The sequence below is a fragment of the Citrobacter sp. Cs237 genome (assembly GCF_030332325.1).
Lineage (GTDB): Bacteria > Pseudomonadota > Gammaproteobacteria > Enterobacterales > Enterobacteriaceae > Citrobacter_A > Citrobacter_A sedlakii.
In genome coordinates this window covers 177,868-203,141 of sequence record NZ_JAOWIB010000102.1, presented here as the reverse complement: position 1 = coordinate 203,141, position 25,274 = coordinate 177,868, and the positions used below count along the sequence as shown (strand labels likewise).

25 protein-coding genes and 3 tRNA genes are annotated in these 25,274 nt (G+C 53.2%); 17 read left to right on the top strand and 11 right to left on the bottom strand.

The window, feature by feature from the left end:
* Positions 1-76, bottom strand: a tRNA-Val gene (locus OGY07_RS10520).
* Between the two features lie 257 nt (positions 77-333).
* Here OGY07_RS10520 and gltX point away from each other — a divergent pair.
* Positions 334-1,749 (top strand): glutamate--tRNA ligase, encoded by a 1,416-nt coding sequence (gltX, locus tag OGY07_RS10515; protein WP_181822798.1) that lies wholly within the window; start codon positions 334-336, stop codon positions 1,747-1,749.
* A gap of 66 nt (positions 1,750-1,815) precedes the next feature.
* Here gltX and OGY07_RS10510 read toward each other — a convergent pair whose 3' ends face one another.
* The gene (locus OGY07_RS10510; RefSeq protein WP_060570074.1) at positions 1,816-2,214 is read right to left on the bottom strand and encodes a MerR family transcriptional regulator; all 399 of its coding nucleotides are present in this window, start codon (positions 2,212-2,214) and stop codon (positions 1,816-1,818) included.
* A 2-nt stretch (positions 2,215-2,216) separates the two neighbouring features.
* Positions 2,217-2,579: a YfeC-like transcriptional regulator gene (locus OGY07_RS10505; protein ID WP_060570075.1), complete on the bottom strand. Its 363-nt coding sequence runs from the start codon at positions 2,577-2,579 to the stop codon at positions 2,217-2,219.
* A 221-nt stretch (positions 2,580-2,800) separates the two neighbouring features.
* Between OGY07_RS10505 and OGY07_RS10500 the strand changes: the two genes are divergently transcribed.
* The 3 genes from OGY07_RS10500 to OGY07_RS10490 all read left to right on the top strand — a co-directional run bounded on the left by OGY07_RS10500 (position 2,801) and on the right by OGY07_RS10490 (position 5,387).
* A tRNA-Ala gene (locus tag OGY07_RS10500) sits at positions 2,801-2,876 on the top strand.
* A 39-nt stretch (positions 2,877-2,915) separates the two neighbouring features.
* Positions 2,916-2,991 (top strand) — tRNA-Ala (locus tag OGY07_RS10495).
* Between the two features lie 197 nt (positions 2,992-3,188).
* Positions 3,189-5,387 carry a bifunctional diguanylate cyclase/phosphodiesterase gene (locus OGY07_RS10490; protein WP_060570076.1) on the top strand — a complete coding sequence of 733 codons (2,199 nt, stop codon included), beginning with the start codon at positions 3,189-3,191 and terminating at the stop codon, positions 5,385-5,387.
* Between the two features lie 45 nt (positions 5,388-5,432).
* On the opposite strand, the gene nupC is transcribed toward OGY07_RS10490, so the two are convergent.
* On the bottom strand, positions 5,433-6,635 hold the full coding sequence (gene nupC, locus OGY07_RS10485) for a nucleoside permease NupC (protein ID WP_042290810.1): 1,203 nt from the start codon (positions 6,633-6,635) through the stop codon (positions 5,433-5,435).
* Positions 6,636-6,833: 198 nt separating this feature from the next.
* Between nupC and OGY07_RS23470 the strand changes: the two genes are divergently transcribed.
* Together OGY07_RS23470 and OGY07_RS10480 are read left to right on the top strand one after the other, a co-directional pair.
* Positions 6,834-6,998 (top strand): hypothetical protein, encoded by a 165-nt coding sequence (locus tag OGY07_RS23470; protein ID WP_420244010.1) that lies wholly within the window; start codon positions 6,834-6,836, stop codon positions 6,996-6,998.
* On the top strand, positions 6,979-8,217 hold the full coding sequence (locus OGY07_RS10480) for an Nramp family divalent metal transporter (RefSeq protein ID WP_060570077.1): 1,239 nt from the start codon (positions 6,979-6,981) through the stop codon (positions 8,215-8,217). Before OGY07_RS23470 ends, OGY07_RS10480 begins: the two co-directional genes overlap by 20 nt.
* A gap of 46 nt (positions 8,218-8,263) precedes the next feature.
* On the opposite strand, the gene ypeC is transcribed toward OGY07_RS10480, so the two are convergent.
* Complete coding sequence (gene ypeC / locus OGY07_RS10475; RefSeq protein ID WP_042290806.1) at positions 8,264-8,596, bottom strand: DUF2502 domain-containing protein YpeC; 333 nt, start codon at positions 8,594-8,596, stop codon at positions 8,264-8,266.
* Positions 8,597-8,723: 127 nt separating this feature from the next.
* On the bottom strand, positions 8,724-9,722 hold the full coding sequence (mgrA, locus tag OGY07_RS10470) for an L-glyceraldehyde 3-phosphate reductase (RefSeq protein WP_286600386.1): 999 nt from the start codon (positions 9,720-9,722) through the stop codon (positions 8,724-8,726).
* Positions 9,723-9,904: 182 nt separating this feature from the next.
* Between mgrA and OGY07_RS10465 the strand changes: the two genes are divergently transcribed.
* Positions 9,905-11,560 carry an alpha-keto acid decarboxylase family protein gene (locus tag OGY07_RS10465; RefSeq protein ID WP_286600383.1) on the top strand — a complete coding sequence of 552 codons (1,656 nt, stop codon included), beginning with the start codon at positions 9,905-9,907 and terminating at the stop codon, positions 11,558-11,560.
* Here OGY07_RS10465 and OGY07_RS10460 read toward each other — a convergent pair whose 3' ends face one another.
* Entirely contained in the window at positions 11,561-12,796 is a 1,236-nt protein-coding gene (locus OGY07_RS10460; protein WP_286600381.1) for an ion channel protein, read from the bottom strand.
* Positions 12,797-13,000: 204 nt separating this feature from the next.
* Here OGY07_RS10460 and glk point away from each other — a divergent pair, with 204 nt between their 5' ends.
* The 7 genes from glk to OGY07_RS10425 all read left to right on the top strand — a co-directional run bounded on the left by glk (position 13,001) and on the right by OGY07_RS10425 (position 17,775).
* A complete protein-coding gene (glk, locus tag OGY07_RS10455; RefSeq protein WP_181822804.1) occupies positions 13,001-13,966 on the top strand; it encodes a glucokinase in 966 nt (321 codons plus the stop codon).
* A 68-nt stretch (positions 13,967-14,034) separates the two neighbouring features.
* A complete protein-coding gene (locus OGY07_RS10450) occupies positions 14,035-14,310 on the top strand; it encodes a hypothetical protein (protein WP_286600379.1) in 276 nt (91 codons plus the stop codon).
* 113 nt (positions 14,311-14,423) lie between these two features.
* Positions 14,424-14,744 (top strand): metalloregulator ArsR/SmtB family transcription factor, encoded by a 321-nt coding sequence (locus tag OGY07_RS10445; RefSeq protein ID WP_286600377.1) that lies wholly within the window; start codon positions 14,424-14,426, stop codon positions 14,742-14,744.
* Between the two features lie 41 nt (positions 14,745-14,785).
* Complete coding sequence (locus OGY07_RS10440; RefSeq protein ID WP_286600395.1) at positions 14,786-16,075, top strand: arsenic transporter; 1,290 nt, start codon at positions 14,786-14,788, stop codon at positions 16,073-16,075.
* Between the two features lie 12 nt (positions 16,076-16,087).
* Positions 16,088-16,513: a glutaredoxin-dependent arsenate reductase gene (gene arsC, locus OGY07_RS10435; RefSeq protein ID WP_181822806.1), complete on the top strand. Its 426-nt coding sequence runs from the start codon at positions 16,088-16,090 to the stop codon at positions 16,511-16,513.
* A 163-nt stretch (positions 16,514-16,676) separates the two neighbouring features.
* On the top strand, positions 16,677-17,216 hold the full coding sequence (locus OGY07_RS10430; protein ID WP_286600374.1) for a DUF2058 domain-containing protein: 540 nt from the start codon (positions 16,677-16,679) through the stop codon (positions 17,214-17,216).
* A gap of 76 nt (positions 17,217-17,292) precedes the next feature.
* Positions 17,293-17,775, top strand: coding sequence for a cold-shock protein (locus OGY07_RS10425; RefSeq protein ID WP_042290793.1), 483 nt, complete (start codon positions 17,293-17,295; stop codon positions 17,773-17,775).
* A gap of 42 nt (positions 17,776-17,817) precedes the next feature.
* On the opposite strand, the gene OGY07_RS10420 is transcribed toward OGY07_RS10425, so the two are convergent.
* Both OGY07_RS10420 and ypdA read right to left on the bottom strand, forming a co-directional pair.
* The gene (locus OGY07_RS10420) at positions 17,818-18,552 is read right to left on the bottom strand and encodes a LytR/AlgR family response regulator transcription factor (protein WP_042290791.1); all 735 of its coding nucleotides are present in this window, start codon (positions 18,550-18,552) and stop codon (positions 17,818-17,820) included.
* Positions 18,553-18,566: 14 nt separating this feature from the next.
* Positions 18,567-20,261 carry a two-component system sensor histidine kinase YpdA gene (ypdA, locus tag OGY07_RS10415; protein ID WP_120714890.1) on the bottom strand — a complete coding sequence of 565 codons (1,695 nt, stop codon included), beginning with the start codon at positions 20,259-20,261 and terminating at the stop codon, positions 18,567-18,569.
* Between the two features lie 386 nt (positions 20,262-20,647).
* On the opposite strand from ypdA, the gene alaC reads away from it, so the two are divergent.
* Positions 20,648-21,886 (top strand): alanine transaminase, encoded by a 1,239-nt coding sequence (gene alaC / locus OGY07_RS10410; protein WP_042290790.1) that lies wholly within the window; start codon positions 20,648-20,650, stop codon positions 21,884-21,886.
* Between the two features lie 156 nt (positions 21,887-22,042).
* Here the strand turns inward: alaC and ypdK are convergent, their stop codons facing one another.
* Both ypdK and lpxP read right to left on the bottom strand, forming a co-directional pair.
* On the bottom strand, positions 22,043-22,114 hold the full coding sequence (gene ypdK, locus OGY07_RS10405) for a membrane protein YpdK (protein ID WP_010723117.1): 72 nt from the start codon (positions 22,112-22,114) through the stop codon (positions 22,043-22,045).
* Between the two features lie 367 nt (positions 22,115-22,481).
* Positions 22,482-23,402, bottom strand: coding sequence for a kdo(2)-lipid IV(A) palmitoleoyltransferase (gene lpxP, locus OGY07_RS10400; protein WP_181822809.1), 921 nt, complete (start codon positions 23,400-23,402; stop codon positions 22,482-22,484).
* A gap of 421 nt (positions 23,403-23,823) precedes the next feature.
* Here lpxP and OGY07_RS10395 point away from each other — a divergent pair, with 421 nt between their 5' ends.
* Both OGY07_RS10395 and OGY07_RS10390 read left to right on the top strand, forming a co-directional pair.
* Positions 23,824-24,066 (top strand): YfdY family protein, encoded by a 243-nt coding sequence (locus tag OGY07_RS10395; protein WP_060570087.1) that lies wholly within the window; start codon positions 23,824-23,826, stop codon positions 24,064-24,066.
* 415 nt (positions 24,067-24,481) lie between these two features.
* Positions 24,482-25,249, top strand: a complete 768-nt coding sequence (locus tag OGY07_RS10390; protein ID WP_042290786.1) for a basic amino acid ABC transporter substrate-binding protein — start codon at positions 24,482-24,484, stop codon at positions 25,247-25,249.
* Positions 25,250-25,274: the final 25 nt, after the last annotated feature.

Below are 25,274 nucleotides of genomic sequence, written 5' to 3'. Positions count from 1 at the left end.
TGGTGGGTGATGACGGGATCGAACCGCCGACCCCCTCCTTGTAAGGGAGGTGCTCTCCCAGCTGAGCTAATCACCCCCGCTGTGTGGAGTCGCATTATAGGGAGAGTTGAAAATGAGTCAACGCATTTTCTAAAGAAATTGTTCGTTCGTCGTAAATTTAAGCAAAACGATCGCAAATCGATCCATCAGGTATGATTTCTATACGAAAATCGCAAAGCCCACGGTTCGGGCCGTAACAACATTGAGGAATCAGGTGGGAGTGATAGAATACCGAACGTCAATTTTTCCCGGATTTGCCGGCTGTCGGCATCTTTATCAACGTAAGGCCATTTCATGAAAATCAAAACTCGCTTCGCGCCAAGCCCGACAGGCTATCTGCACGTCGGTGGTGCGCGTACTGCTCTCTATTCCTGGCTTTTTGCACGTCACCACGGCGGTGAGTTTGTGCTGCGTATTGAAGACACCGATCTCGAACGTTCTACCCCGGAAGCTATCGAAGCCATTATGGATGGCATGAACTGGCTGAGCCTGGAATGGGATGAAGGCCCGTATTTCCAGACTAAACGTTTTGATCGTTATAACGCCGTGATTGATGAGATGCTGGAAGCGGGCACCGCCTATAAATGCTATTGCTCGAAAGAGCGTCTGGACGCGCTGCGTGAAGAGCAGATGGCAAAAGGCGAGAAGCCGCGTTATGACGGTCGTTGCCGCCACGGTCACGAGCACCATGCTGACGATGAGCCGTGCGTCGTGCGTTTCGCAAACCCGCAGGACGGCTCTGTCATTTTCGACGATCAGATCCGTGGACCAATCGAGTTCAGCAACCTTGAACTGGACGATCTGATTATCCGTCGTACCGACGGGTCTCCGACTTATAACTTCTGTGTCGTTGTGGACGACTGGGATATGGAAATCACGCATGTTATTCGTGGTGAAGACCATATCAATAACACGCCGCGACAGATCAACATTTTGAAAGCGCTGAACGCGCCGGTGCCGGTGTATGCGCACGTTTCCATGATCAACGGCGACGACGGAAAAAAACTGTCCAAGCGTCATGGCGCGGTAAGCGTCATGCAGTATCGTGACGACGGCTACTTGCCGGAAGCATTGCTGAACTATCTGGTACGTCTCGGTTGGTCCAGTGGCGATCAGGAAATCTTCACCCGTGAAGAGATGATCAAACTGTTCTCCCTGGGGGCGGTCAGCAAATCCGCCAGCGCGTTTAATACTGAGAAATTGCAGTGGCTGAACCACCACTATATCAATACGCTGGCACCGGAATATGTGGCTACGCACCTTCAGTGGCATATCGAACAAGAAAATATCGATACCCGTAACGGCCCGCAGCTGGCTGAACTGGTAAAACTGCTGGGCGAACGCTGCAAAACGCTGAAAGAGATGGCTCAAAGCTGCCGTTATTTCTATGAGGATTTCGCTGAGTTCGACGCCGATGCCGCGAAGAAACACCTGCGTCCGGTTGCGCGTCAGCCGCTGGAAGTGGTGCGTGACAAACTGGCGGCAATCAGCGACTGGACGGCTGAGAACGTGCATCATGCGATTCAGGCTACTGCCGATGAGCTGGACGTCGGGATGGGCAAAGTGGGGATGCCGTTGCGCGTCGCCGTCACCGGCGCGGGTCAGTCTCCAGGCTTAGACGTTACGGTACACGCGATCGGTAAAACCCGTAGCATCGAGCGTATCAATAAAGCGCTGGCGTTTATTGCTGAGCGTGAAGCACAACAGTAATCCGTTATGGAACCAGGCCGGAGAGGGCGGTTATGCCTCCCGGCCTGTTATCTGCTGACGTTGCGCTTATTGCGCTTCCGATTCCTCAATGCCCAGACGGGCGAGAAAACAACGAATACCTTCGCGCGAAAGAAATAACGCCAGCTTTTCCTGTTCCGTTTCTGACATATTCTCTACGGCATCAACGATCTGCCGAAAGGCATGACTGCGTGCGCCGGGATGGTAATCGGCCAGCGGTTCTTCGGCCTGATAAAATGCGTAATGATTGCGAAACGCAGGGATGTTCAGAATGAATTCCCGCACGCGGCTGTCGATGTGTACCAGTCTTGCCCGACCGCCTTTCACGCCAGGAAATTTTTCCGTTTCCCATTTTTGCTCACGGATCCAACGATTGACGGTTTGTCTGGCGACCCCGAGGCAGTCCGCCAGCTCTTCGGTGGTCATCTTGCTGCGTAATCTTTTCATAATTATTTGCTGTCGCGGATCCCTAAGCGTTGTAACAAACCGGTAATCCCTTCCCGAAGTAGCAAGGAAGTGATTTTTTTCTGTTCCGCAGGCGTCATTTCTTTCGCCAGCTTGATCAGCAAAGCTTCAAGCGACGCATCGCCAGGGGACGACAATGCGTCCGATAACCCCTCCGCCGAACGCTCTGCGCTGCGGATATATTCACGAACCTGTTCGTTTACGTGCACCAGACGCGCTTTACCGCCCTGAACGCCCGGTTTCGGCGATGTCACCCATCCCTCTTTACGCACCCATTTATTGATGGTCTGTCGGCTGTAACCGGTCAGATTGGCGAGTTCTTCCGGCGTCATCCGCTCCTTGAACATAACAATTCCCTGAATAGTCGTGTGGTTAATTAGTGGTTCATTTTATAGCACCATTTTAGTAGAAACCGTGACGCGTTTAACTACTGAATGCGAGTTGATACGCAATGTTCTTCATTTGTTTGCTTTTTCAGCGATTAGCGTCAGGGGCTTTAATTTGCCGTTGACACGTGCGAAGGGAATTCATATGATGCCGCCCGTCAACTCGACAAGCTTTACGTGACGGGGCTATAGCTCAGCTGGGAGAGCGCTTGCATGGCATGCAAGAGGTCAGCGGTTCGATCCCGCTTAGCTCCACCAAAAATTGCACCCAACAATTTTGGTACGTAAAGAGATCGTGGGGCTATAGCTCAGCTGGGAGAGCGCTTGCATGGCATGCAAGAGGTCAGCGGTTCGATCCCGCTTAGCTCCACCACATTCCGAACCCTCGCTGCGAAGCGGGGGTTTTTTTATCTCAGCAATTCTTCCTGTTTTGTAATACAGTTTCTGATGAGACAGAGCCTGTTTGACACAAGGTTGCCTCGTTTTCTGGTCGCCATAGGTTTGCTTCGCGGTGTGAATAAACTTATCATTTATGTGATTAATCGTGCGTTTCGTGAGAGCAGTCAATCCATGCCAGTTAAGCATAACCTGATAAATAATATAAGAATATTCGCGCTTGCGATAACGCTCTCCATTGCTGCCATTCAGTTTTCACGCCTTATTTCTCCTCTTGCTATCGTTGACGCCAGCTATATCTATCTCTCCTGGTTACCGCTGTGTGTGATGCTGGCCATTCTGCTTATTTTTGGCAGACGCGGCGTGGCGCCGATTGTGCTCGGCATGTTAATCACCAACGAATGGAATTTGCACCTGCCGTTTACCCAAAGCCTGGTGCTGCTCTTTTGCCAGATGCTGTCTGTTCTGGGCGTGTGCGCGCTGGTGCGTTGGCGGCTGGGCTCGCGCTGGCGACATGGTTTACCAAACCGGAATATCTGGCGTCGGGTAATATGGCTAGGTTTTGTCGCCCCGATAGGGATGAAGCTGAGTATGTATCTGGCGGGTTATTACCTCGACTTTCCGGTCGCTGTTTCCACCTTTTTTGGCACCGCAGTGGCGATATTTACCATTGTCGACATCCTGAGCCTGATCTCTGCCGCGCTGATTTTTACGATGCTTTTCTATTATCCGATGCGGATGATAGTGAACCCCCGTTATGCGCGAATCTTCTGGCGCAGAGACATCGCCCCGGCCCTTGAGAAAAAACAGCGCGCGTTCACGCTATGCTGGCTGGCAGTCCTGGCTGCGCTGCTGGCGATCATGTGCGCTCCCTTCGATAATGATTACATCGCGGGGTATATGGTGCCGGTCTTTTTCATTGTCTTTACCATCGGCGTCGGCAAACTCAGCTACCCGCTGTTGAACCTCAGTTGGGCGGTGTCGACGCTGTGCCTGCTGACCTATAACCGAAATTTCCTGCAGGGCGTCGGCTCGGAGTATTCGCTGGCGTTTATTCTTTCCGCGCTGATCTCGTTCAGTATCTGTTTGCTGTATATGACGCGCATTTATCAGCGCAGCAGTTGGCTCAATCGCCGCTGGCACCAGCAGGCGCTGACCGACCCGCTAACCCGCCTGCCGAATTTGCGCGCGCTGGAGCAATTTCTGCAAAACGAGGCGGGGCAGAGCGTGTGCTGCCTGCGGCTGGATAACCTGGAATTTTTGAGCCGGCACTATGGCATGCTGATGCGCGTACACTGTAAACGGACGGTATACCGCACCCTCGAACCTCTGCTGCTGGATAACGAAAAGATCTTCCAGTTACCTGGCAGCGAATTATTACTGGTGCTGAACGGCCCCGAAATGGACGCGCGTTTGCAGCATATGCTCGACCTGCTCAACAGCCGCAAAATTATCTGGAACAATACCGGGCTGGATATGGGGTACGGCGCTTCCTGGGGCGGCTGGGACGGAAAGGCGGAGACCTTACAGCCTTTGCTTGGGCAACTAAGCTGGCTGGCTGAGCAGTCCTGTGCGCATCACCGGGTGATGGCGCTAACCAACAGCCTTGAAGTCGCTACTGGACAGACGACCGAACGCGTACTGTTGCTCAATAAAATTCGTAAAGCGCTGGATGACGGCGATCTGCTGCTTTACGCGCAGCCGATCCGCGACTGTGAAGGCAAAGGCTATGATGAAATTCTGGCGCGGCTGAAAAGCGATGACGGGGTTATGACGCCGGATCAGTTTATTCCGCTGATCGCTCAGTTTAACCTCAGCGCACGCTTTGATCTGCTGGTGGTAGAAGCCTTGCTGACGTGGCTTTCAGCGCATCCTTCCAGTGAACCAGGACCACGCTTCTCGGTTAATTTAATGCCGCTAACGCTGCTGCAAAAAGAGACCGCCCCGCGGATCATTCGCCTGTTTAATCGCTACGGCATCGCGCCGCAAACCGTGATTATCGAGATTACCGAAGAACAAGCGTTCTCTAACTCGGAAGTCAGTATGCAAAATATTGAACAACTGCATAAGTTTGGCTTCAGAATCGCTATCGATGATTTCGGTACCGGATACGCCAACTATGAGCGCCTGAAGCGCCTGCAGGCTGACATCATTAAAATTGATGGCGTGTTTGTGAAGGACATCCTGAACGATTCGCTGGATGCCATGATTGTGAAGTCGATAACCGATCTGGCGAAAGCAAAATCCTTGAGCGTGGTCGCCGAATACGTTGAAACGCCAGCGCAGCGGGATCTGCTGTTAAGTATGGGCGTGAACTATTTGCAAGGCTATTTGATTGGGCGGCCTCTGCCGCTTGACGCGTCGCAGACGTAAAAAAGCCGGAGAAAGCGTCTCCGGCTTTTACATTACGCTGTTGCCTTACAGAACCAGCGCGGCGATAGACGCAGAGAGCACGCTCACCAGCGTAGAACCGTAGACCAGTTTCAGACCAAAGCGGGAAACAACGTTACCTTGTTCCTCGTTCAGACCTTTGATGGCGCCGGCAATAATCCCGATGGATGAGAAGTTAGCGAAGGACACCAGGAACACCGACAGGATCCCTTCCGCGCGCGGAGAGAGCGTAGAGGCGATTTTCTGCAGATCCATCATTGCGACGAATTCGTTGGAAACCAGTTTGGTCGCCATAATACTGCCCACCTGCAGCGCTTCGTTGGACGGCACCCCCATCACCCACGCAACCGGGTAGAAGATATAGCCCAGGATGCCCTGGAAGGAGATGCTGTAGCCGAACCAGCCGGTCACGGTAGCGAACAGGGCGTTCAGCGCGGCGATCAGGGCGATAAAGCCGATCAGCATGGCCGCAACGATAATCGCGACTTTAAAGCCAGCCAGGATGTACTCACCCAGCATTTCGAAGAAGCTCTGGCCTTCGTGCAGGTTAGACATCTGGATATTCTCTTCGCTGGCATCAACGCGGTACGGGTTGATCAGCGACAGAACGATAAAGGTACTGAACATGTTGAGCACCAGCGCAGCCACCACATACTTCGGCTCCAGCATGGTCATGTACGCGCCAACGATAGACATGGAAACGGTCGACATCGCCGTCGCCGCCATGGTGTACATGCGGTTGCGGGACATTTTGCCGAGAATATCTTTATAGGCGATAAAGTTCTCAGACTGGCCGAGGATCAGCGAACTTACCGCGTTGAAGGATTCCAGTTTACCCATGCCGTTGACTTTGGATAACAGGAAGCCGATCGCGCGGATGATCACCGGCAGCACGCGGATGTGCTGAAGAATACCAATCAAAGCAGAGATAAAGACGATTGGGCAGAGCACCTTCAGGAAGAAGAAAGCCAGACCCTGATCGTTCATGCTGCCAAAGACGAAGTTGGTTCCTTCATTGGCGAATCCGAGCAGTTTTTCGAACATTTCGGAAAAGCCTTTCACGAAGCCCAGCCCGACGTTGGAGTTCAGGAAGAACCACGCCAGTAAAACTTCGATAACAAGCAACTGAATAACATAACGAATGCGAATTTTTTTACGGTCACTGCTTACCAGCAATGCGAGGATCGCAACAACGGCTAGCGCCAGGACAAAATGAAGGACGCGGTCCATATTTGCTCCAAATATGAGGCAGGTTTAATTTCCGTGCACATTCTATGTAACAGATACAAAGAAAACGAGATCTAACACACACTATAATCAGGACCTGTGACGAGATTCAAAAATAGTGATCACGCATACACTTCTGTTATGGCTAGTACCGAAGTGAATAGTTACGTCCTTGTGCTAATCTTATAACGATTGTTAAACATGCCGCGGGCATTTTCCGTATCCGCAGACCTTATCGTTCCAGCCTATCTGAGAAATCATTATCACCTGTCGCCGTTGCATTTGATAACCATTCTCATTAGGCGTAGCATTAAACATAGCAAAGGCTATATTTCCGGGGCACAAGATGACAGACGATCGCGTTGAGCGTAGCAGTGGAAGGGCAGCGCGCAAGTTAAGGCTCGCATTAATGGGACCTGCGTTCATCGCAGCTATCGGATATATCGATCCGGGCAACTTTGCCACTAACATTCAGGCGGGCGCCAGCTTTGGCTATACGTTGCTGTGGGTGGTGGTTTGGGCAAACCTGATGGCAATGCTGATTCAGGTGTTGTCAGCGAAGCTGGGCATCGCGACCGGCAAGAATCTGGCCGAACAGATTCGCGACCATTATCCCCGTCCGGTGGTGTGGTTTTATTGGGTGCAAGCGGAAATTATTGCGATGGCGACCGATCTCGCGGAGTTCATCGGCGCGGCGATTGGCTTCAAACTGATCCTTGGCGTCTCGCTTCTGCAAGGGGCGGTGCTAACCGGTATTGCCACGTTTCTGATCCTGATGCTGCAGCGTCGGGGGCAAAAGCCGCTGGAAAAAGTGATCGGCGGCCTGCTGCTGTTTGTGGCAGTGGCGTATATTGTCGAACTGATTTTTTCCCGGCCAGGCCTTACGCAATTAAGTAAAGGGATGATCATTCCCAGCTTGCCGAACGGCGAGGCGGTTTTTCTGGCCGCCGGGGTGTTGGGCGCAACGATAATGCCGCACGTCATTTATCTACACTCGTCTCTTACCCAGCATTTACACGGTGGAACGCGCCAGCAGCGCTATGCTGCAACGAAATGGGATGTCGCGATTGCGATGACGATTGCCGGATTCGTCAACCTGGCGATGATGGCGACCGCGGCTGCGGCGTTTCACTTCAGTGGTCATACCGGGGTAGCCGACCTCGATCAGGCCTATCTGACCCTTGAACCTTTGCTCAGTCATGCGGCGGCAACGGTTTTCGGACTGAGTCTGGTCGCTGCAGGGCTGTCATCAACGGTTGTGGGGACGCTGGCCGGACAGGTGGTCATGCAGGGTTTTGTGCGTTTCCATATTCCTTTATGGGTTCGCCGTGTCATCACCATGATGCCGTCATTTATTGTCATTTTACTGGGGTTGGATCCGACGCGGATACTGGTGATGAGCCAGGTGCTGTTGAGTTTTGGTATCGCGCTGGCGCTGGTGCCGTTGCTGATCTTTACCAGTGATGGCGCGCTGATGGGTGAACTGGTGAATACCCGCAGAGTGAAATTAATAGGCTGGATGATTGTCGTGCTGGTTGTGGTGCTGAATATCTGGCTGCTGGTGGGAACGGCGCTGGGACGGTAAAGAATAAGCCGGGTGAACCACCCGGCTTAGTGAGGTATTGAACGGCTTAATCGTGGTGTCTGTGACCGTGGCCGCGTCCACGTCCGCGATGGTCGTCACGGTCGCGCCAGCCTTCACGGTATCCGCGCTCGTAAGCTTTGCGTTTATCCCAGCCGCGGTGTTTGCCGTTATCATGTCGCCACCAGCGGTCGCCACGCCATTCATAGTGACGATGCCAGTAATCACGGTCGCGCCAGTAGCCACCGTCCCAGTATCTGCCATAGTCGTCGCGATCGCCAATGTGTAATTTTATCGATGGCAACAGGGTGATTTCTCCCGCGTTTGCGGCCAGCGGTGCAAAAGCCAGCAAGGCTGCCGCGAGAATCAGTGACCTGAACATACTTTTTTCTCCTTCACGATCGAAGCCGTAATCGGCCTGTTAACGCAATTTTACGAGGTAGTAAAGTTGCGTTTTATCGCCTTAACTCTTAAATGATGAAGGAGAGCACGAAATGCTAAAGGCGTCGTTAATCTTCGCCCTTCAGTATGCTGTCGATCGCGGCGCACTCCTGCGGGGTGAACGCCCGGTTCGCCAGCATTCCAACGGCATCTTCGATCTGCGCGGGCTTACTGGCGCCAATCAGCACCGAAGTGACGTTATCGTTACGCAGCACCCACGCGAGCGCCATTTGCGACAGCTTTTGTCCACGCTTTTCCGCCAGCGCGTTCAACTGACGCACTTTTTCCAGCTTTGCCTCTGTCAACTGTTCCGGTCTGAGGAAACGGCTTCCGCTCGCCGCGCGGGAGTCGGCTGGAATACCATTAAGGTAACGATCGGTGAGTTGTCCGCCTGCGAGCGGTGAAAAGGCGATACTACCCACCCCTTTTTCCTGCAATAGCGCGAGTAATCCGTCTTCAACCCAGCGCTCAAAGAGGGAGTATTTAGGCTGATGAATCAGACACGGTGTGCCTAAATCATTGAGGATATCGATGGCTTCACGGGCGCGGTCGGCAGGGTAGTTCGATAGCCCTACGTACAGCGCTTTGCCCTGACGCACCACATGGTCCAGCGCTTTCATGGTTTCCAGCAGCGGCGTGTCGGGATCCGGACGATGGTGGTAGAAAATGTCCACGTACTCCAGCCCCATGCGTTTCAGGCTTTGATCGAGGCTGGCAATCAGGTATTTGCGGGAACCCCAGTCGCCATACGGGCCGTCCCACATGGTGTAGCCCGCTTTGGTGGAGACGATCAGCTCATCGCGCCAGGGAAGAAAATCTTCCTGCAGAATGCGGCCAAAGTTACGCTCAGCCGACCCCGGCGGAGGACCGTAGTTATTGGCAAGGTCGAAATGCGTGATGCCGAGGTCAAACGCCCGTTGTAGCAGCGCCCGACTGTTCTCCACCTGGGTGGTATCACCGAAGTTATGCCACAGTCCGAGCGATATGGCAGGTAGCTTCAGGCCGCTCTGACCGCAGCGGTGGAACGTCATATTCTTATAGCGATTTTCATCAGGCTGGTAAACCATTGTGTTTCCTCGCGGTGAGTTCAGCTTTACAGTGTATACGTTTACACTGCCTCTTTTTCAATCACATTCTGCGCCGCGCCGCCTGTAAAGGCTGCTTTCCACTCCCATCGCGGGTACTTTCTGGACAGGCCACACGGTTATTCAATACTCAACATGTGATGACCTTCAAAAGGAAAGCTGTCATGCAAAATCCCTATAGCGTTGCGGATTACCTGCTTGATCGACTGGCAGGCTGTGGGATTGAACATCTGTTTGGCGTACCGGGCGATTACAATTTGCAATTCCTTGATCATGTCATTGACCACCCGGCTGTCCGCTGGGTGGGGTGTGCGAATGAACTGAATGCCGCTTACGCCGCCGACGGTTATGCCCGCGTGGCGGGGGCTGGGGCGCTGCTCACTACCTTTGGCGTTGGGGAACTGAGCGCGATTAACGGTCTGGCAGGCAGCTATGCTGAATACGTGCCCGTATTGCACATCGTCGGCGCTCCCTGTAGCGGGGCGCAGCGCCGGGGAGAACTGATGCACCACACGCTGGGGGATGGGGATTTTCAGCACTTTTACCGTATGAGCCAGGCTATCTCTGCCGCCAGCGCGGTGCTGGATGAACACAACGCCTGCTATGAAATTGATCGCGTAATGCAAATTATGCTGACCTCTCGTCGTCCTGGCTACCTGATGTTACCCGCAGACGTGGCGAAGCGCCCGGCGTTCCCGCCGACCAGAGCGCTCTCTTTGACGTTGCCAGAATCGCAGGAGAGCGTGGTCACCGCGTTCCGCTATCAGGCTCGCAAGATGCTGATGAACAGCAGTCGTGTGGCGTTGCTGGCTGACTTTCTTGCCTGGCGATTCGATTTACAGCCAATCCTGCAACGCTGGATGGCCGAGACGCCCATGCCTCACGCGACCTTGCTCATGGGCAAAGGGCTGTTTGACGAACAGCAGCCGGGTTTTGTTGGCACCTACAGCGCAGGGGCCAGCAGCGAATATGTTCGTGAGATCATCGAAGGCGCGGATACCACCATTTGCGTGGGGACGCGTTTTGTCGACACGCTTACTGCCGGATTTACCCAACAGTTTGCGGCGCAGCGCACGATAGACATTCAGCCGCAGGGCGCCCGGGTCGGCGAGACCTGGTTCAGCGGTTTATCGATGGAACAGGCCGTGACCACCCTGCGAGAGCTGTGCCTGGAGCTGTCGTTTGCGCCGCTACCCGTGAAGCCCGCGGGCGAATCAGCGAGGGACGAAAAAGGACCGCTGACCCAGGAAAACTTCTGGCATACCGTGCAGCAGGCCCTCCAGCCAGGGGATATCCTTGTGGCGGATCAAGGAACGGCAGCCTTTGGCGCAGCCAGTCTGTCACTGCCGACCGGCGCGGAACTGCTGGTGCAACCGCTGTGGGGATCGATTGGTTATGCGCTCCCGGCGACCTTTGGCGCGCAGTTGGCGGCGCCCGGGCGGCGGGTGATACTGATAACCGGCGATGGCGCGGCACAACTGACGATTCAGGAAATAGGATCGATGTTGCGGGAAGCATTGTCGCCAGTCATTTTGCTGCTTAATAACGACGGATATACCGTTGAACGGGCGATCCACGGTGAAACACTGCGTTATAACGACATTGCGCCGTGGAACTGGACCCAGATACCCCGCGCTTTCAGCCTGAAGGAAGGCGCGGCGTGCTGGCAGGTCAGTCAGGCTATCCAACTGAAAGAGGTGCTGGCGCGCCTGTCGCAGCCACAGCGGCTGTCGTTGGTTGAAGTAATACTGCCAAAAGCCGACGTACCGGCGCTGCTGCGCGCGGTGACCCGGGCGCTGGAGTCACGCAACAGCGGATGATTATTTTTCCCGTCGGTGAGCAAGCATCATCGGCTTGCCGGCCAGCAGCAGCCAGGCCGGCAGCATAACGATGCACAACAGCGGCAGCAGATTGGCGTCGGGCACCACCACGGCGGCCATAAATAAACTGAGCCAGGCGTCGCGGGTAACAACCAGCACCATGCCGAGAATCGCGCAGGAGACGGTAATCGCCGCCGGTACCGCGTCGACATGCGCGTGCAGCATCAATCCTAATGCGACGCCGACAAAGACAGCCGGGAAGATTCGCCCGCCGCGAAATCCGCAGGCGGCCGCCACTACCAGCGCCGCGAGTTTGATCACCGCCAGCAGGAAAAAGTCCGTAGCGCTAAGGGTCTGACTGAACGCCATCTGTTGCATTTCATCCAGGCCTTTAAACAGCGACAGGGGACCGCCAATCACCCCCAGTACGCCGAGCATGAATCCGCCGACGCCAAGAATAAGCACCGGGTTTTTCAGCCGGTGTAGCAAAAAATGCAGACGCGGCAGGCACCATACCGCCACCATCCCTGCGGCTATGGCGATCGCCGCGACCACCGCGCCGCTGAAAATATCCACCAGCCGCATTTGCGTGTAATGGGCAATGGGCAGCGAAAAATGAGGATGGAAGAACAGACTGGTGGTCAAGGACCCTGCCGCTGCGGCCATCAGCGGGGCGAAAAGACGATCCCAGAGCGGAACATCGTCAGAACTGTTCAGCGTTTGCGAAAAGATCAGCGCGGCAGCGACAGGGGTGCCAAACAACGCGCCAATCGTGCCTGCGGAAGCCAGTATCGTCCAGTCGAGTGCGTTTACCCGCGGCATTAAACGACTGCCCAACGCTACCGCCAGCGCAATATTCACGGCCATGATGGGATGTTCCGGCCCGAGGCTAACCCCGCCTGCCAGCCCCAGCACCAGCGCCACAATCAGGCCTGGCAGCGCGCCAGGCGCGACCGGGGCGCTGATCAACGGCTCGGTCGCCGGATCGGGTCCGGCGTGACCCGGGCTGTAACGGATCACCAGTCCCACCAGTACGCCGGTCAGCGTCAGGATGAGCATTATCCAGGCTGGGGAATCCGGGACAAGTCCGAAACTGCCCGGCAGGCGCTGCCACAGGACAAGCTGCAATACTGAAGCAAATTTCATTACTACAATAAGGACTAAACTTGACGCTATCCCAAGAATTAACGCGGGAAGCGACAATAACAGCATGGTTCTGGCTCGCGGATGGAGCATGGTTTTTTCCTTAATGCCGAATCTCGCGCTCAGTTTGCCGCAGTTGCCTTTCAGCGACGCGGCAAATGGTGCTGAAACGATAAAGTTATTGTGTGACCGGGATCGATATTTTCAGGGGACTCGCCTTTCTGGCGTTGTTGTTATGCCCCTGTGAATTTACAGTGTGGCAAAGACTTATTTTGACTTTAGCGGAGCAGTAGAAGAATGACAAAGTATGCTTTAGTGGGCGATGTGGGCGGCACCAACGCGCGCCTTGCTCTGTGTAACGTCGACAGCGGTGAAATCTCGCAGGCCAAAACGTATTCCGGCCTCGATTATCCCAGCCTCGAAGCCGTTGTCCGGGTTTACCTCGACGAACATCAGGCGAGCGTGGAAGATGGGTGTATCGCGATCGCCTGTCCGATCACCGGCGACTGGGTCGCTATGACCAACCATACCTGGGCATTTTCTATTGCGGAAATGAAAAAGAACCTCGGCTTCAGCCATCTCGAAATCATCAATGATTTCACCGCGGTGTCGATGGCGATCCCGATGCTGAAGAAAGAGGATTTAATCCAGTTTGGCGGGGCGGAGCCGGTTGAAGGTAAGCCTATTGCGGTGTATGGCGCCGGAACCGGGCTGGGCGTGTCGCATCTGGTACACGTCGACAAGCGCTGGATCAGCCTGCCGGGTGAGGGGGGGCATGTGGATTTCGCCCCTAACAGTGAAGAAGAGGGGATCATCCTGGAAGTGCTGCGCGCCGAAATCGGTCACGTTTCCGCCGAACGCGTACTTTCCGGACCGGGTCTGGTGAATCTGTACCGGGCGATTGTCAAAGCAGATGGCCGTCTGCCGGAAAATCTACAGCCAAAAGACATCACCGGGCGGGCGCTGGCGGACAGCTGTATCGACAGCCGTCGCGCGCTGTCGCTTTTCTGCGTGATCATGGGGCGCTTTGGCGGCAACCTGGCGTTGAACCTTGGTACCTTTGGCGGCGTGTACATCGCTGGCGGCATCGTGCCGCGTTTCCTTGAATTTTTCAAAGCCTCCGGCTTCCGCGGCGCTTTTGAAGATAAAGGACGTTTTAAGGCTTATGTGCAGGATATTCCGGTTTATTTGATTATTCATGATAATCCCGGTCTGCTTGGCGCAGGCGCGCATCTGCGCCAGACGTTAGGGCAAATTCTTTAGTTGGATGCCGGACGGCCGCTTGCGCTGTCCGGCGCCGGATACTCCTTTTCTTTGTCAACATGACCTGAATGTTGTCGATTGGCTATATGAAGCTGACATGGGAAAACACGCTTCCTGACACAGATAGCCAGGACATTTTTCTCAACAAACTCTCTCTGGATAGCCGCGAGACCCATACGCATTATGGTCAGCGTATATTTGAAAAATCATCGAACTTGCCCGTGGCCGCCAAAAAAATTATTGATGGCTGGAAGGGCCTGAGGACAATGACCGCGCTAATCGGTTTTACGTCCGACAGGGTATGTTGCGCATTAGAGACACCGTTTTCGAAGGCCTTGTCGTAACCATATCTTCTCCCCCCTGACGCGCCTTAATTTAGTGCTGTGACAGCCCCATCATTTCAATGCGAACAAATATGATTTACCATATGTGTCTGGAAAGGCTTATGGAGCGAGAAATGCGGCAACCTGTTCAACTTTTCAAAATTCTCTCGGACGAAACCCGACTCGCCATTGTCATGCTACTTCGGGAATCCGGGGAGATGTGCGTTTGCGAAATCTGCGCGGCTATCGCCGTCTCACAGCCTAAGATCTCGCGGCATATAGCGATTCTGCGCGAGGCCGGGCTTGTCCTTGACCGTCGTGAAGGTAAATGGATCCACTATCGTCTGTCACCACATATGCCGGCGTGGGCGGCCGAGACGATCGCGATCTCCTGGCAGTGTCTGCGCGACGACGTGCGTGACGGGTTGGCGAAGTCTGCCCGCACCTCCTGTTAAATCAAATATCATATACGTATAAACATATGTTGGAGCCTGAAATGCTGTTGGCAGGGAGTCTTTTTTTACTTACGCTGGTACTGGTTATCTGGCAACCCAGAGGGCTCAGTATCGGCTGGAGCGCGACGATCGGGGCAGTTCTGGCGCTGGGCACGGGCGTCATTCATTTCGATGATATCCCCGTAGTCTGGAATATCGTCTGGAACGCGACCGCCGCTTTTATCGCCGTGATCATTATCAGTTTGTTACTCGATGAGTCCGGTTTCTTTGAATGGGCCGCGCTACACGTCGCCCGATGGGGGAAGGGACGTGGGCGCTTGCTGTTCACCTGGATAGTTTTGCTCGGCGCCAGCGTTGCCGCGCTGTTTGCCAACGACGGCGCCGCGCTGATCCTGACGCCGATCGTTATTGCGATGCTGCTTGCGCTGGGCTTCAGCAAAGGCGCCACGCTGGCCTTTGTCATGGCGGCGGGATTCATCGCGGATACCGCCAGTCTGCCGCTGATTGTTTCTAACCTGGTGAATATCGTTTCGGCCGATTTCTTCAGTCTGGGCTTTACGCAGTACGCCTCGGTTATGATCCCCGTGGATCTGGCCGCGATTGCCTCGACGCTGGTGATGTTGCACCTTTTCTTTCGCCGGGATATTCCGGCAACGTATGCGATCTCCCGACTCAATGCTCCCGCCAGTGCGATTAAAGATCCGGCGACCTTCAGAGCAGGCTGGGTGGTTCTTCTGTCCCTGCTTGTCGGTTTCTTTGTTCTGGAACCGTTGGGGATCCCCGTCAGTGCGATAGCGGCAGTGGGCGCGGCAGTGCTGTTTGCGGTGGCGAAAAGAGGCCGTGTGATTAATACTGGCAACGTCCTGCGCGGCGCTCCCTGGCAGATCGTGATTTTCTCGCTGGGCATGTATTTGGTGGTTTACGGACTGCGCAATGCGGGACTGACGCTCTATCTGTCTGGCGTGTTGAATCTGCTGGCGGACAAAGGGATCCTCGCCGCAACCTTTGGGACCGGCTTCCTGACGGCGTTTCTTTCGTCGGTCATGAATAATATGCCGACCGTGCTGATTGGCGCGCTGTCGATTGACGGGAGCGCCGCGAATGGCATCGTTAAAGAAGCGATGATCTATGCCAATGCGATCGGCTGCGATTTAGGGCCGAAAATCACGCCTATTGGCAGCCTGGCGACTCTGCTGTGGCTGCACGTGCTGGCTCAAAAGAATATGACCATCACCTGGGGCTATTACTTCCGCACGGGGATCGTCATGACCCTGCCTGTGCTGTTTGTGACGCTCGCCGCGCTGGCCTGGCGACTCTCTGTCACTTTTTAATGAGATACTGAAATGAGCAACATTACCCTTTATCACAACCCGGCCTGCGGCACTTCCCGGAACACGCTGGAGATGATCCGTAACAGCGGTCACGAACCGACAATTATTTATTATCTTGATACCCCGCCCACCCGCAATGAACTGAGTAAGCTCATTGCTGATATGGGGATAACAGCGCGTGAGTTATTGCGTCAGAACGTTGAACCGTATGCCCTGTTGGGCCTTGAAGAAGACCGCTTTACCGACGAGCAGTTGATCGATTTTATGCTTCAGTATCCGATCCTGATTAATCGACCGATCGTGGTCACGCCCCTTGGCACCCGCTTGTGCCGGCCTTCGGAACGTGTGCTGGATATTCTTCCTGACGGTCAGAAAGGCGCATTTACCAAAGAAGATGGAGAAAAGGTGATTGACGAGACAGGGAAACGGCTGAAGTAATCTGCCGCCGCGTGACGTTATTCAGGGGAACAAACAACCCGTTTTAAGCGGCAATGTCAGCGGCGTTCCTCGTGCTGATTATCGTCATCCCGAAAAATCGGTCTGCGCTACGTCAGCTTGCAGGTATAATCACAAAAACTCCCTAACAGATTCAGACGGCAAGATGACAAAACTTACCTTACAGGAGCAAATGCTCAAAGCGGGACTGGTCAGCAGTAAAACGATGGCTAAGGTCCAGAGAACGGCGAAGAAATCACGTGTTCAGGCGCGGGAAGCCAGAGAAGCGGTGGAAGAAAATAAAAAAGCCCAGCTTGAGCGTGACAAGCAACTCAGCGAGCAGCAGAAACAGGCCGTTCTGGCGAAGGAACTGAAAGCGCAGGTGAAGCAGCTCATCGAAATGAACAGGATCACCGTGGCCAAAGGTGATATTGGTTTTAACTTCACCGACAATAATCTGATCAAGAAAATCGACGTTGATAAGCTCACTCAGACGCAGCTGATCAATGGTCGTCTGGCCATTGCCCGTTTGGTCAACGACAGCAATGGCGAAAATGAATACGCGATTATTCCGGCGAGCGTTGCCGATAAGATTGCCCAGCGTGATGCGAGCTGTATTGTCCTGAACAGCGCGTTGAGTGCGGAAGAAGCTGAAGAAGACGATCCGTATGCTGATTTCAAAGTGCCTGATGATTTGATGTGGTGATGAACGGCTATTCATCCCGGCCTTTAGGCTTTACACTGCGCGCGTTAAAATAATCCGGTATGAACAACAGGCGGTAATGGCGATGAACGGAACAATCACAACGTGGTTTAAAGATAAAGGCTTCGGATTTATCAAAGATGAAAATGGCGATAATCGCTACTTTCATGTGATTAAGGTCGCCAATCCGGAGCTGATTAAGAAAGATGCTCAGGTCACCTTCGAACCCACCACCAACAACAAAGGGCTGTCGGCGTATGCGGTGAAGGTCATTCCGGACAGCAAATATATTTACATTGCGGGCGAGCGGCTTAAGCTTACCTCGATCAAATCGTTTGTGGTCTTCAGCGAAGAAGTGCCTGTCGATGCCCCCATCGATAAAGAAAATGCGGTGTTGTCGGTCGGTGTTCTGATGAGCAATATCCGTCCAAAATCTGCCGTGAAGCCGGGCGAGATGCGGACCGTGAAAAAGCTGGCGATCACCACCTTTCAGGGAACGACGTTGATCTTTTCCGAAGATGAGATTGACGTGGACGCCACGGTGAAGTTGCTCAAAATCTAACATTGCGGCGTGCAAACGGGCGCGATGCGCCCGGTTACCCCTTCACAGATGCATAAGCTGTCTGAACTCTTTCACCTTACTCCGGCTCACCGGCACCTCAAATTCCAGATCTTTTAGCCGCAATATATAGGTATTGTTGAACCAGGGTTCGATCTCGCGAATTTTGTTCAGGTTAACGCAGAACGAACGATGGCAGCGGAAGAAATGGGCAGGCGGCAGCTTATTGCAGAACTCCGTGAGGTTGACAGGCATAACGTATGAATCACGCCGCGTATAGACAAACGTCATTTTTTCATGCGCTTCGGCGTAATAAATATCGTTGATCGGCGTGACGATGATCCGCTCGTCTTTAACCAGATTGATGGTGTCATTTTCCCGTATAACCGCGCCCGCCGTTGCCGCGCCGGACTGCTGCAGGTGCCAGGCTGCTTCCAGTTTTTGCAGCATTCCAACAATGCGGGACTCCTGATACGGCTTGAGAATATAGTCAAATGCTTCCAGTTCAAACGCTTCCACCGCATGCTCTTTCCACGCAGTGATGAACACAATAAAGGGCTTATGCGCAAACTGACTGATATTCTGCGCCAGCAGCACGCCGTCGAGGGACGGGATGTTGATATCCAGAAAAATGGCGTCGACGCGGTTATGCTGTAAAAACTTCAACACGTCCAGCCCGTCGTCAAACGTGCCGACAATATCCATCTGGCTATGCTCTTTAATCAGCCAGCTCAGTTCCTGCTGGGCAAGGAATTCATCTTCAACAATGATAACCTTCACTGTATTCCTCCGGATTAAAGCAATAACGTGGCCGGTGAGGCGGCAGTCCGCTGATTAGGAACATAAAAGGCAATCTCGGTGCCCGGTTCCAGACGCCGTATATGCAGACCCTCCCCGTATAACAGCTTAACGCGATGATGGACGTTAAGCAGGCCGATTTTATTGCCAGGCATTTCATTGGATTCGACGCGCGCGATCACTTTCGGGTCGATGCCGTGACCGGTATCGCGCACCGCGATGCGCACCCGATTGCCGCATTCCGCCACGCTGATGGTCACCACGCCTTTCCCTTTACAGGGCTGAATACCGTGGACAATAGCGTTTTCCACCAGCGGCTGAATCAGCAGGCTGGGAATCGCGCAGTTAACCTCTTCGTCGATGTCATATATCACCGTTAACTTATCGCCAAAGCGGGCCTGCTCAATGGCGATATAATCTTTTATCTGATACAGCTCTTTCTTTATGTCGATCTGTTCGTCGTCTTTCAATTCGATGTTATAGCGCAGGTATCGCGACAGGTTAAAAATCAGCTGACGGGCGGTGTCCGGATTCAGTCGGATCGACGACGATATCGCGTTCAGCGCATTAAACAGGAAATGAGGATTAATTTTACTTTGAAGCGCGCGAAGCTCTGCCTTATTTGCCATTTCCCGCAGTTGTTCAGTGCGCGACACTTCCAGTTGGGTCGAAATGATCTGCGACAGTCCCACCGCCATCTCCTGCAGGGATGAAGTGATCTGGTGCGCATGGCAGTAGTAAATCTTCAGCGTACCGGTCACCACACCTTTTTCCCAAAGCGGAATCACCAGCATCGAATGAATTTCCGGCGTACGGTGCGCTTCATCATTGTTTTTAATAATGATTTTTCCGTAATTGATCGCCTGCCGGGTGGTGGGGCTAATCATGTCGTCGCGATCGCGGTAGTTTGTTTCACCGACGCCTACATAGGCCAGTACATGCTGAGTGTTGGTGATCGCCACGGCGTCGGCATGAATATCATGGCGAATGATTTCGCAGATCTGACGTAGCGATTCGCTGTTCACGTGGCGAAACAGGGGCAGGGTTTTGTTAGCGATGTCCAGCGCCAGTTTGGCCTGGCGTGCCGCGCTGGCCTCTTTTTCCCCTTCAACGCTTCGCACCAGCAGCACAATAAAGCCAATGCAGACGCTGCCGAGGATCATGGGAATGCCGATCTTGGAAACGATATCCAGCCCCAGAGCGGTCGTCGGCGCCCAGACGATCACCAGAATCATGGTCAGCGTTTCGCACAGCATGCCGCCTAATATCCCCACGCGCCAGTGCTGCGCTTTAGGGACCCGCTGGTTGATCCAGCCTGCGATGCAGCCTGCCAGTATGCTGGTGATAAAGCAGGGGACGGCGGTGACGCCGCCGATATCGATCAGATAGCGGTGGGTACCGGCAATCACGCCGGTGATGATGCCTACCCAGGGACCAAACAGAATCCCGCCGGACATCACGGCGATGATCCGCACGTTCACCAGCGAACCTTCTACCGGAACGCCTGACCAGGTGCTGAACAGGGCGAACAGCGAAAAAATCGCGGTGACGGCGAGTAGCTCTTTGGGCGTATGGGCCGACTTATGCAGCAGTTCGCGAAACAGTCGGATGCGGATAAGAAAGAACAAGCAGAAAAGCATCAGCGCTGCCCGATCAAACACCGCCAGCAGCATAGTAAATATTTCGTGCACGGAGGACTCTGGCCAAAAGGGGAAAACACTATGATAGGTAACCGTGGCGCCGATCACCAGCGTACTCATCAACCTTTCTAATGAGGAAAAACCCTGTTTTCAAAAGGGGATAGTTAATAAAGCGGTTTAATGACAGGGCCCTTGCAAAAACAGTGGGCAGATTGGTTATTAGTTTAAGGACAAAATGTTATTAAAAAGTAACCTTCGAAACCAGTAAAACTACGAAGTTTCCCCGTTTAAAATAGTACTTCCCCTTTTTGTGGGTGAAAAAATATTTTCCTTTCCCTCTCGACAGCGAGAAATTATTCAGGCTATTTTCTAAGCGTGCCACCATCGTGGCAGCGTCGCTCGGACGGTCCGGGCGCTAACGTTAATCTGAGGAAATTATGGCTGACTCTCGCCCTGAACGTCGCTTTACGCGTATCGATCGTCTCCCTCCCTATGTGTTTAACATCACAGCTGAACTGAAGATGGCTGCGCGTCGGCGCGGCGAAGACATTATCGATTTCAGTATGGGAAACCCGGACGGCGCGACGCCGCCTCACATTGTCGAAAAATTGTGCACCGTAGCCCAGCGCCCGGATACGCACGGTTATTCCACCTCTCGCGGTATACCGCGCCTGCGCCGGGCGATCTCCCGCTGGTATCAGGAACGGTATGCAGTCGATATCGATCCGGAATCTGAGGCTATTGTTACCATCGGTTCGAAAGAGGGGCTGGCGCACCTGATGCTGGCTACGCTCGATCATGGCGATACCGTGCTGGTACCCAACCCCAGTTATCCCATCCATATTTACGGCGCAGTGATAGCCGGTGCCCAGGTGCGATCGGTGCCGTTGGTGGAAGGCGTCGATTTCTTCAACGAGCTTGAGCGTGCGATCCGCGAAAGTTATCCGAAGCCGAAGATGATGATTCTCGGTTTTCCATCGAACCCAACCGCCCAGTGCGTGGAACTGGAATTTTTTGAGAGGGTCGTGGCGCTGGCGAAGCGCTATGACGTGCTGGTGGTTCACGATCTGGCCTATGCCGACATCGTGTATGACGGCTGGAAAGCGCCGTCGATCATGCAGGTGCCCGGTGCGCGCGACGTGGCGGTGGAGTTTTTCACCTTGTCGAAAAGCTACAACATGGCGGGCTGGCGCATTGGTTTTATGGTCGGCAACAAGACGCTGGTCAGCGCGCTGGCGAGAATTAAAAGTTACCATGATTACGGCACTTTTACGCCGCTGCAGGTCGCGGCGATTGCGGCGCTGGAAGGAGACCAGCAGTGCGTGCGAGACATTGCTGAGCAGTACAAGCGCCGCCGTGACGTTCTGGTGAAAGGGCTGCATGAAGCCGGGTGGATGGTTGATATGCCCAGGGCGTCTATGTATGTATGGGCAAAAATCCCGGAACAGTATGCGGCAATGGGGTCGCTGGAGTTCGCCAAAAAACTGCTGAATGACGCAAAGGTCTGCGTGTCGCCGGGCATCGGTTTCGGTGACTATGGCGATACGCACGTGCGCTTTGCGCTCATTGAGAACCGCGATCGTATTCGTCAGGCTATCAGAGGTATCAAAGCAATGTTCCGTGCGGACGGGCTGTTGCCTGCTGCGGCAAAGTCCGTTTCTGAATCCGCCAGCTAAACCACCGTTTTAGCGGTGTACCGGGCGGGTGAACATTTTGCCAGAAGGCGCTGCGTTTATCAGGCCTTTAGCCGTAAACTCATAGAGCAATGACATAACGCCGACAAAAGCAAACAGGAGCCTGGCGGCTCCTGTTTTTTTGCTGCATTGCTGTCTTTAGATCATCAGGGCAAACGTACCGGCCCAAACGATGACCATAAAAGAAATGCCCATAAAGAAATATTTCACGTTTCATCTCTCCGCGTCGTGACTGATACGCCTGAATGAATTTTCATCTCATTTGATTATAGAGAGCCGGTACCCGCAACACGGAAACTCGGAATGTTCCCGAACTGACCTCTGGCACCGCCTCAGAATCCTGTGCATCTTTGCTCCAGACGGCGCTAATGTACGCCTAAAAATGGAGTGAGACAAGTGGCATTTTCTTATTTACTTTTAGTAACTTACAAGTGTCGTGATTCGGCGACAGTTTAATTTCTGCCGGTAATAAATTGCACTTCAGCGACGCCAATATCAGGGCAGAAGAGACGCAATAAAACCGGAATAAAATCAAGGTTATTCTGGTTGCAGCAATAAAAAAGGCCTTGCGGCCTTTTTAAACGTAGAGGGATGCTTCACCTAACGGACGGGTTTTGAAGCGGCGGTGGATCCAGAGATACTGCTCCGGCGCGCGCATGATCTCTTTTTCGATGATTTTGTTCATGTAGGCTGCCGCCTGGCTTTCATCCGTCGGATAGCCTTCCATTTGTGGGGTGATATACAGACGATAACCGTGGTTGTCGGCCTTTCTCACCATCGTGACGGTGAGCATTGCCGCCCCCGACAGTCGTGACAGCACATAGGTACCATTCGTGGTAGCGACACTCTTCACGGCGAAGAAAGGTGCGAAGGAACTGCCTTTCGGGCCGTAATCCTGATCCGGCGCAAACCACACGGCTTCGCCTTTTTTCAGCGCGCCGACAATACCGCGAAGGTTGTTTCTGCCAATCATCGCTTTGTTGGAACGCATACGGCCCCGGGTTTGCACCCACTCCATCAGCGGATTGTTATGCGGACGGTAGGTCGCCATCATCGGCTGGCAAAGACCCATGACGCGTCCTCCCAGCTCCAGCGACATAAAGTGCACGCCCACAACCATAACGCCGCGGTTCTGCATCTGGGCGCGTTTCAGGTTATCCAGGCCTTCAACGTCAAACCATTTACGCACGCGACGGTCGGGCCAGAACCAGGCCATGCCGGTTTCCAGCAGCGCCATACCGAGCGAGCGGAAATTTTCAACGATCATCGTTTCCCGCTGTTCGGCGGTATAAGACGGAAAGCAAAGCTCAAGATTTTTACGCGCAATGGATTCGCGGCGTTTCAGAAACGGACGGGCGAGCGTACCGGTACGGGTACCAAGCGCGCGCAGGACAGGGTAAGGCAATTGCACCAGTAACCAGAGAACACCCAGACCAAACCAGGTGAGCCAGTAGCGCGGATGCAAAAACGCGCGGGAAAATTTGCATGTTGGGAACATAGAGACCTTCTGCCGATAATAAATGTTGTATCGCAGAAGATGTGGAGTCCAACGCGGTACACTCAATTCTTAGTCCATCATGTACGACAATGGTTCCCGTAAAGAGTGTAAAACTGCTTCAGGATAAAACCACGAGGGGCATGAATGCTGGACACATAATGTACCATCACCCGATCAACGTCAGCTACAAATAATTAATCAAGAAGCGTAAATATTTTTATGGTGAGGATAAAATAATTACGCTGTTTATAATTGGTTGTTTTTAAGGATGTTAAAAAAGAACAATACGGAATATTCGCATAACGTACGGTTGTTAAATAAAAGTTGCAATATTTGCCGAGGCTATCGCTTTGGCATAAGATGGAAAGTGTAAGGAGAGTAAGGGCTTACGCTACGGCTACACGCAAAAGGAGGCACGGCGATGATCTTTTTCTGGGCGTTTCTGGCGGTAAGTATACTGGGCGTTAGCGGCTATGTCGGCCAGGTTTTAGGCTGGGGTTCCGCCGTCTGCGCCTTCATCGGGATGGTTGTGCTCGCCGCTATCATTTACTATCTGACGATGTGGTTGACCGTTGGTGACGAAATGGTCACGGGATTGTTTCTTTTCCTTTCTCCCGCCTGCGGCCTGATGATTCGTTTTATGGTGGGCTACGGAAAACGTTAATTAATCTGAAGGTAATGTACTTTCATTTGTATGCAGCATTGTTATTTTTATTTCACTGGCATTCGCATTCATGCGCATAATAATCTGAGAGTGCGAATGCCATTTTCAGATTGATCGCGAAAATGGAACATAGCCGTGGCTATCTTTTTCAGAATCTGCTTTTTTAATGACAATTATCCTACTAATAATCTTTAGGCTAGTCGCAGGTTGGCTTAAATTAACCTTAAGCAGTACTCAGAAAATTCTTCATTATCGTCATCCACACATACCGGCGCGCCGTTTTCCGTCTTTTTTAGTCTCCCTTGATCCTCATTCTCCATTGATAAACACCCTGCCCAGATAGTGTTTGCATCAGAACCGTTGTGTGTGTATTTTTATGCAATAAATGTGCATAAAAACAATGAAGGAGCGTCAGATGTTCAGTAAGTGGATGAAAGCAGGCTGTTTGATGATCGCCCTGACGGGCGCAGCGATGGCAGCGCAAGAGACATACGTCGTGGGTGCTGGCGGAACGTATCGCCCGTTTGAGTTTGAAAACAGCCAGAAACAACTGGAAGGCTTTGATATCGACATCATTAAAGCCATCGCCAAAGCGGAAAATTTTGAGGTCAAACTGGTCAACACGCCGTGGGAAGGCATTTTCGCCACGCTAAATTCCGGGGATCGCGACATTATCATTTCAGGCATCACCATTACCGATAAGCGCAAGCAGATGGTCGATTTTTCCCATCCTTACTTCCCGGCCGAGCAGTCGATCGTTGTTCCTGCTGATTCCACTGTGACCTCTCTGGCATCGCTAAAAGAGGAAAAGGTCGGGGTGGTGAACTCCAGCACCGGCGACATCGTGGTATCCGGTGTACTGGGTAAAAACAGCACGGCGATTAAACGCTTTGATAACACCCCGTTGATGCTACAGGAGCTGTTTGAAGATGGCGTAAGCGCGGCGGTGGGCGATGTTGGCGTGGTGAAGTATTACATCAAGCAGCACCCGGAAAAACAGTTCAAGCTGGTACCCGATGCAAAATTCGAACGTCAGTATTTTGGCATTGCGGTTGCCAAAGGTAATACCGAACTGCAACAAAAAATCAATGCCGGGCTGAAGAAGATTATCGCTGACGGCACCTACGATAAAATTTACAAAACCTGGTTCGACAGCGAAGTGCCGACGCTTCCCGCTGAGTAACATTTTCTTTTTCTTTCTTTTTAGG

Bases quoted from the DNA above. Each gene is read 5' to 3' on its own strand.
- gltX (WP_181822798.1), top strand. From the start codon at position 334: ATGAAAATCAAAACTCGCTTCGCGCCAAGCCCGACAGGCTATCTGCAC.
- OGY07_RS10510 (WP_060570074.1), bottom strand. From the start codon at position 2,214: ATGAAAAGATTACGCAGCAAGATGACCACCGAAGAGCTGGCGGACTGC.
- OGY07_RS10505 (WP_060570075.1), bottom strand. From the start codon at position 2,579: ATGTTCAAGGAGCGGATGACGCCGGAAGAACTCGCCAATCTGACCGGT.
- OGY07_RS10490 (WP_060570076.1), top strand. From the start codon at position 3,189: ATGCCAGTTAAGCATAACCTGATAAATAATATAAGAATATTCGCGCTT.
- nupC (WP_042290810.1), bottom strand. From the start codon at position 6,635: ATGGACCGCGTCCTTCATTTTGTCCTGGCGCTAGCCGTTGTTGCGATC.
- OGY07_RS23470 (WP_420244010.1), top strand. From the start codon at position 6,834: ATGCCGCGGGCATTTTCCGTATCCGCAGACCTTATCGTTCCAGCCTAT.
- OGY07_RS10480 (WP_060570077.1), top strand. From the start codon at position 6,979: ATGACAGACGATCGCGTTGAGCGTAGCAGTGGAAGGGCAGCGCGCAAG.
- ypeC (WP_042290806.1), bottom strand. From the start codon at position 8,596: ATGTTCAGGTCACTGATTCTCGCGGCAGCCTTGCTGGCTTTTGCACCG.
- mgrA (WP_286600386.1), bottom strand. From the start codon at position 9,722: ATGGTTTACCAGCCTGATGAAAATCGCTATAAGAATATGACGTTCCAC.
- OGY07_RS10465 (WP_286600383.1), top strand. From the start codon at position 9,905: ATGCAAAATCCCTATAGCGTTGCGGATTACCTGCTTGATCGACTGGCA.
- OGY07_RS10460 (WP_286600381.1), bottom strand. From the start codon at position 12,796: ATGCTCCATCCGCGAGCCAGAACCATGCTGTTATTGTCGCTTCCCGCG.
- glk (WP_181822804.1), top strand. From the start codon at position 13,001: ATGACAAAGTATGCTTTAGTGGGCGATGTGGGCGGCACCAACGCGCGC.
- OGY07_RS10450 (WP_286600379.1), top strand. From the start codon at position 14,035: ATGTTGTCGATTGGCTATATGAAGCTGACATGGGAAAACACGCTTCCT.
- OGY07_RS10445 (WP_286600377.1), top strand. From the start codon at position 14,424: ATGCGGCAACCTGTTCAACTTTTCAAAATTCTCTCGGACGAAACCCGA.
- OGY07_RS10440 (WP_286600395.1), top strand. From the start codon at position 14,786: ATGCTGTTGGCAGGGAGTCTTTTTTTACTTACGCTGGTACTGGTTATC.
- arsC (WP_181822806.1), top strand. From the start codon at position 16,088: ATGAGCAACATTACCCTTTATCACAACCCGGCCTGCGGCACTTCCCGG.
- OGY07_RS10430 (WP_286600374.1), top strand. From the start codon at position 16,677: ATGACAAAACTTACCTTACAGGAGCAAATGCTCAAAGCGGGACTGGTC.
- OGY07_RS10425 (WP_042290793.1), top strand. From the start codon at position 17,293: ATGGCGATGAACGGAACAATCACAACGTGGTTTAAAGATAAAGGCTTC.
- alaC (WP_042290790.1), top strand. From the start codon at position 20,648: ATGGCTGACTCTCGCCCTGAACGTCGCTTTACGCGTATCGATCGTCTC.
- lpxP (WP_181822809.1), bottom strand. From the start codon at position 23,402: ATGTTCCCAACATGCAAATTTTCCCGCGCGTTTTTGCATCCGCGCTAC.
- OGY07_RS10395 (WP_060570087.1), top strand. From the start codon at position 23,824: ATGATCTTTTTCTGGGCGTTTCTGGCGGTAAGTATACTGGGCGTTAGC.
- OGY07_RS10390 (WP_042290786.1), top strand. From the start codon at position 24,482: ATGTTCAGTAAGTGGATGAAAGCAGGCTGTTTGATGATCGCCCTGACG.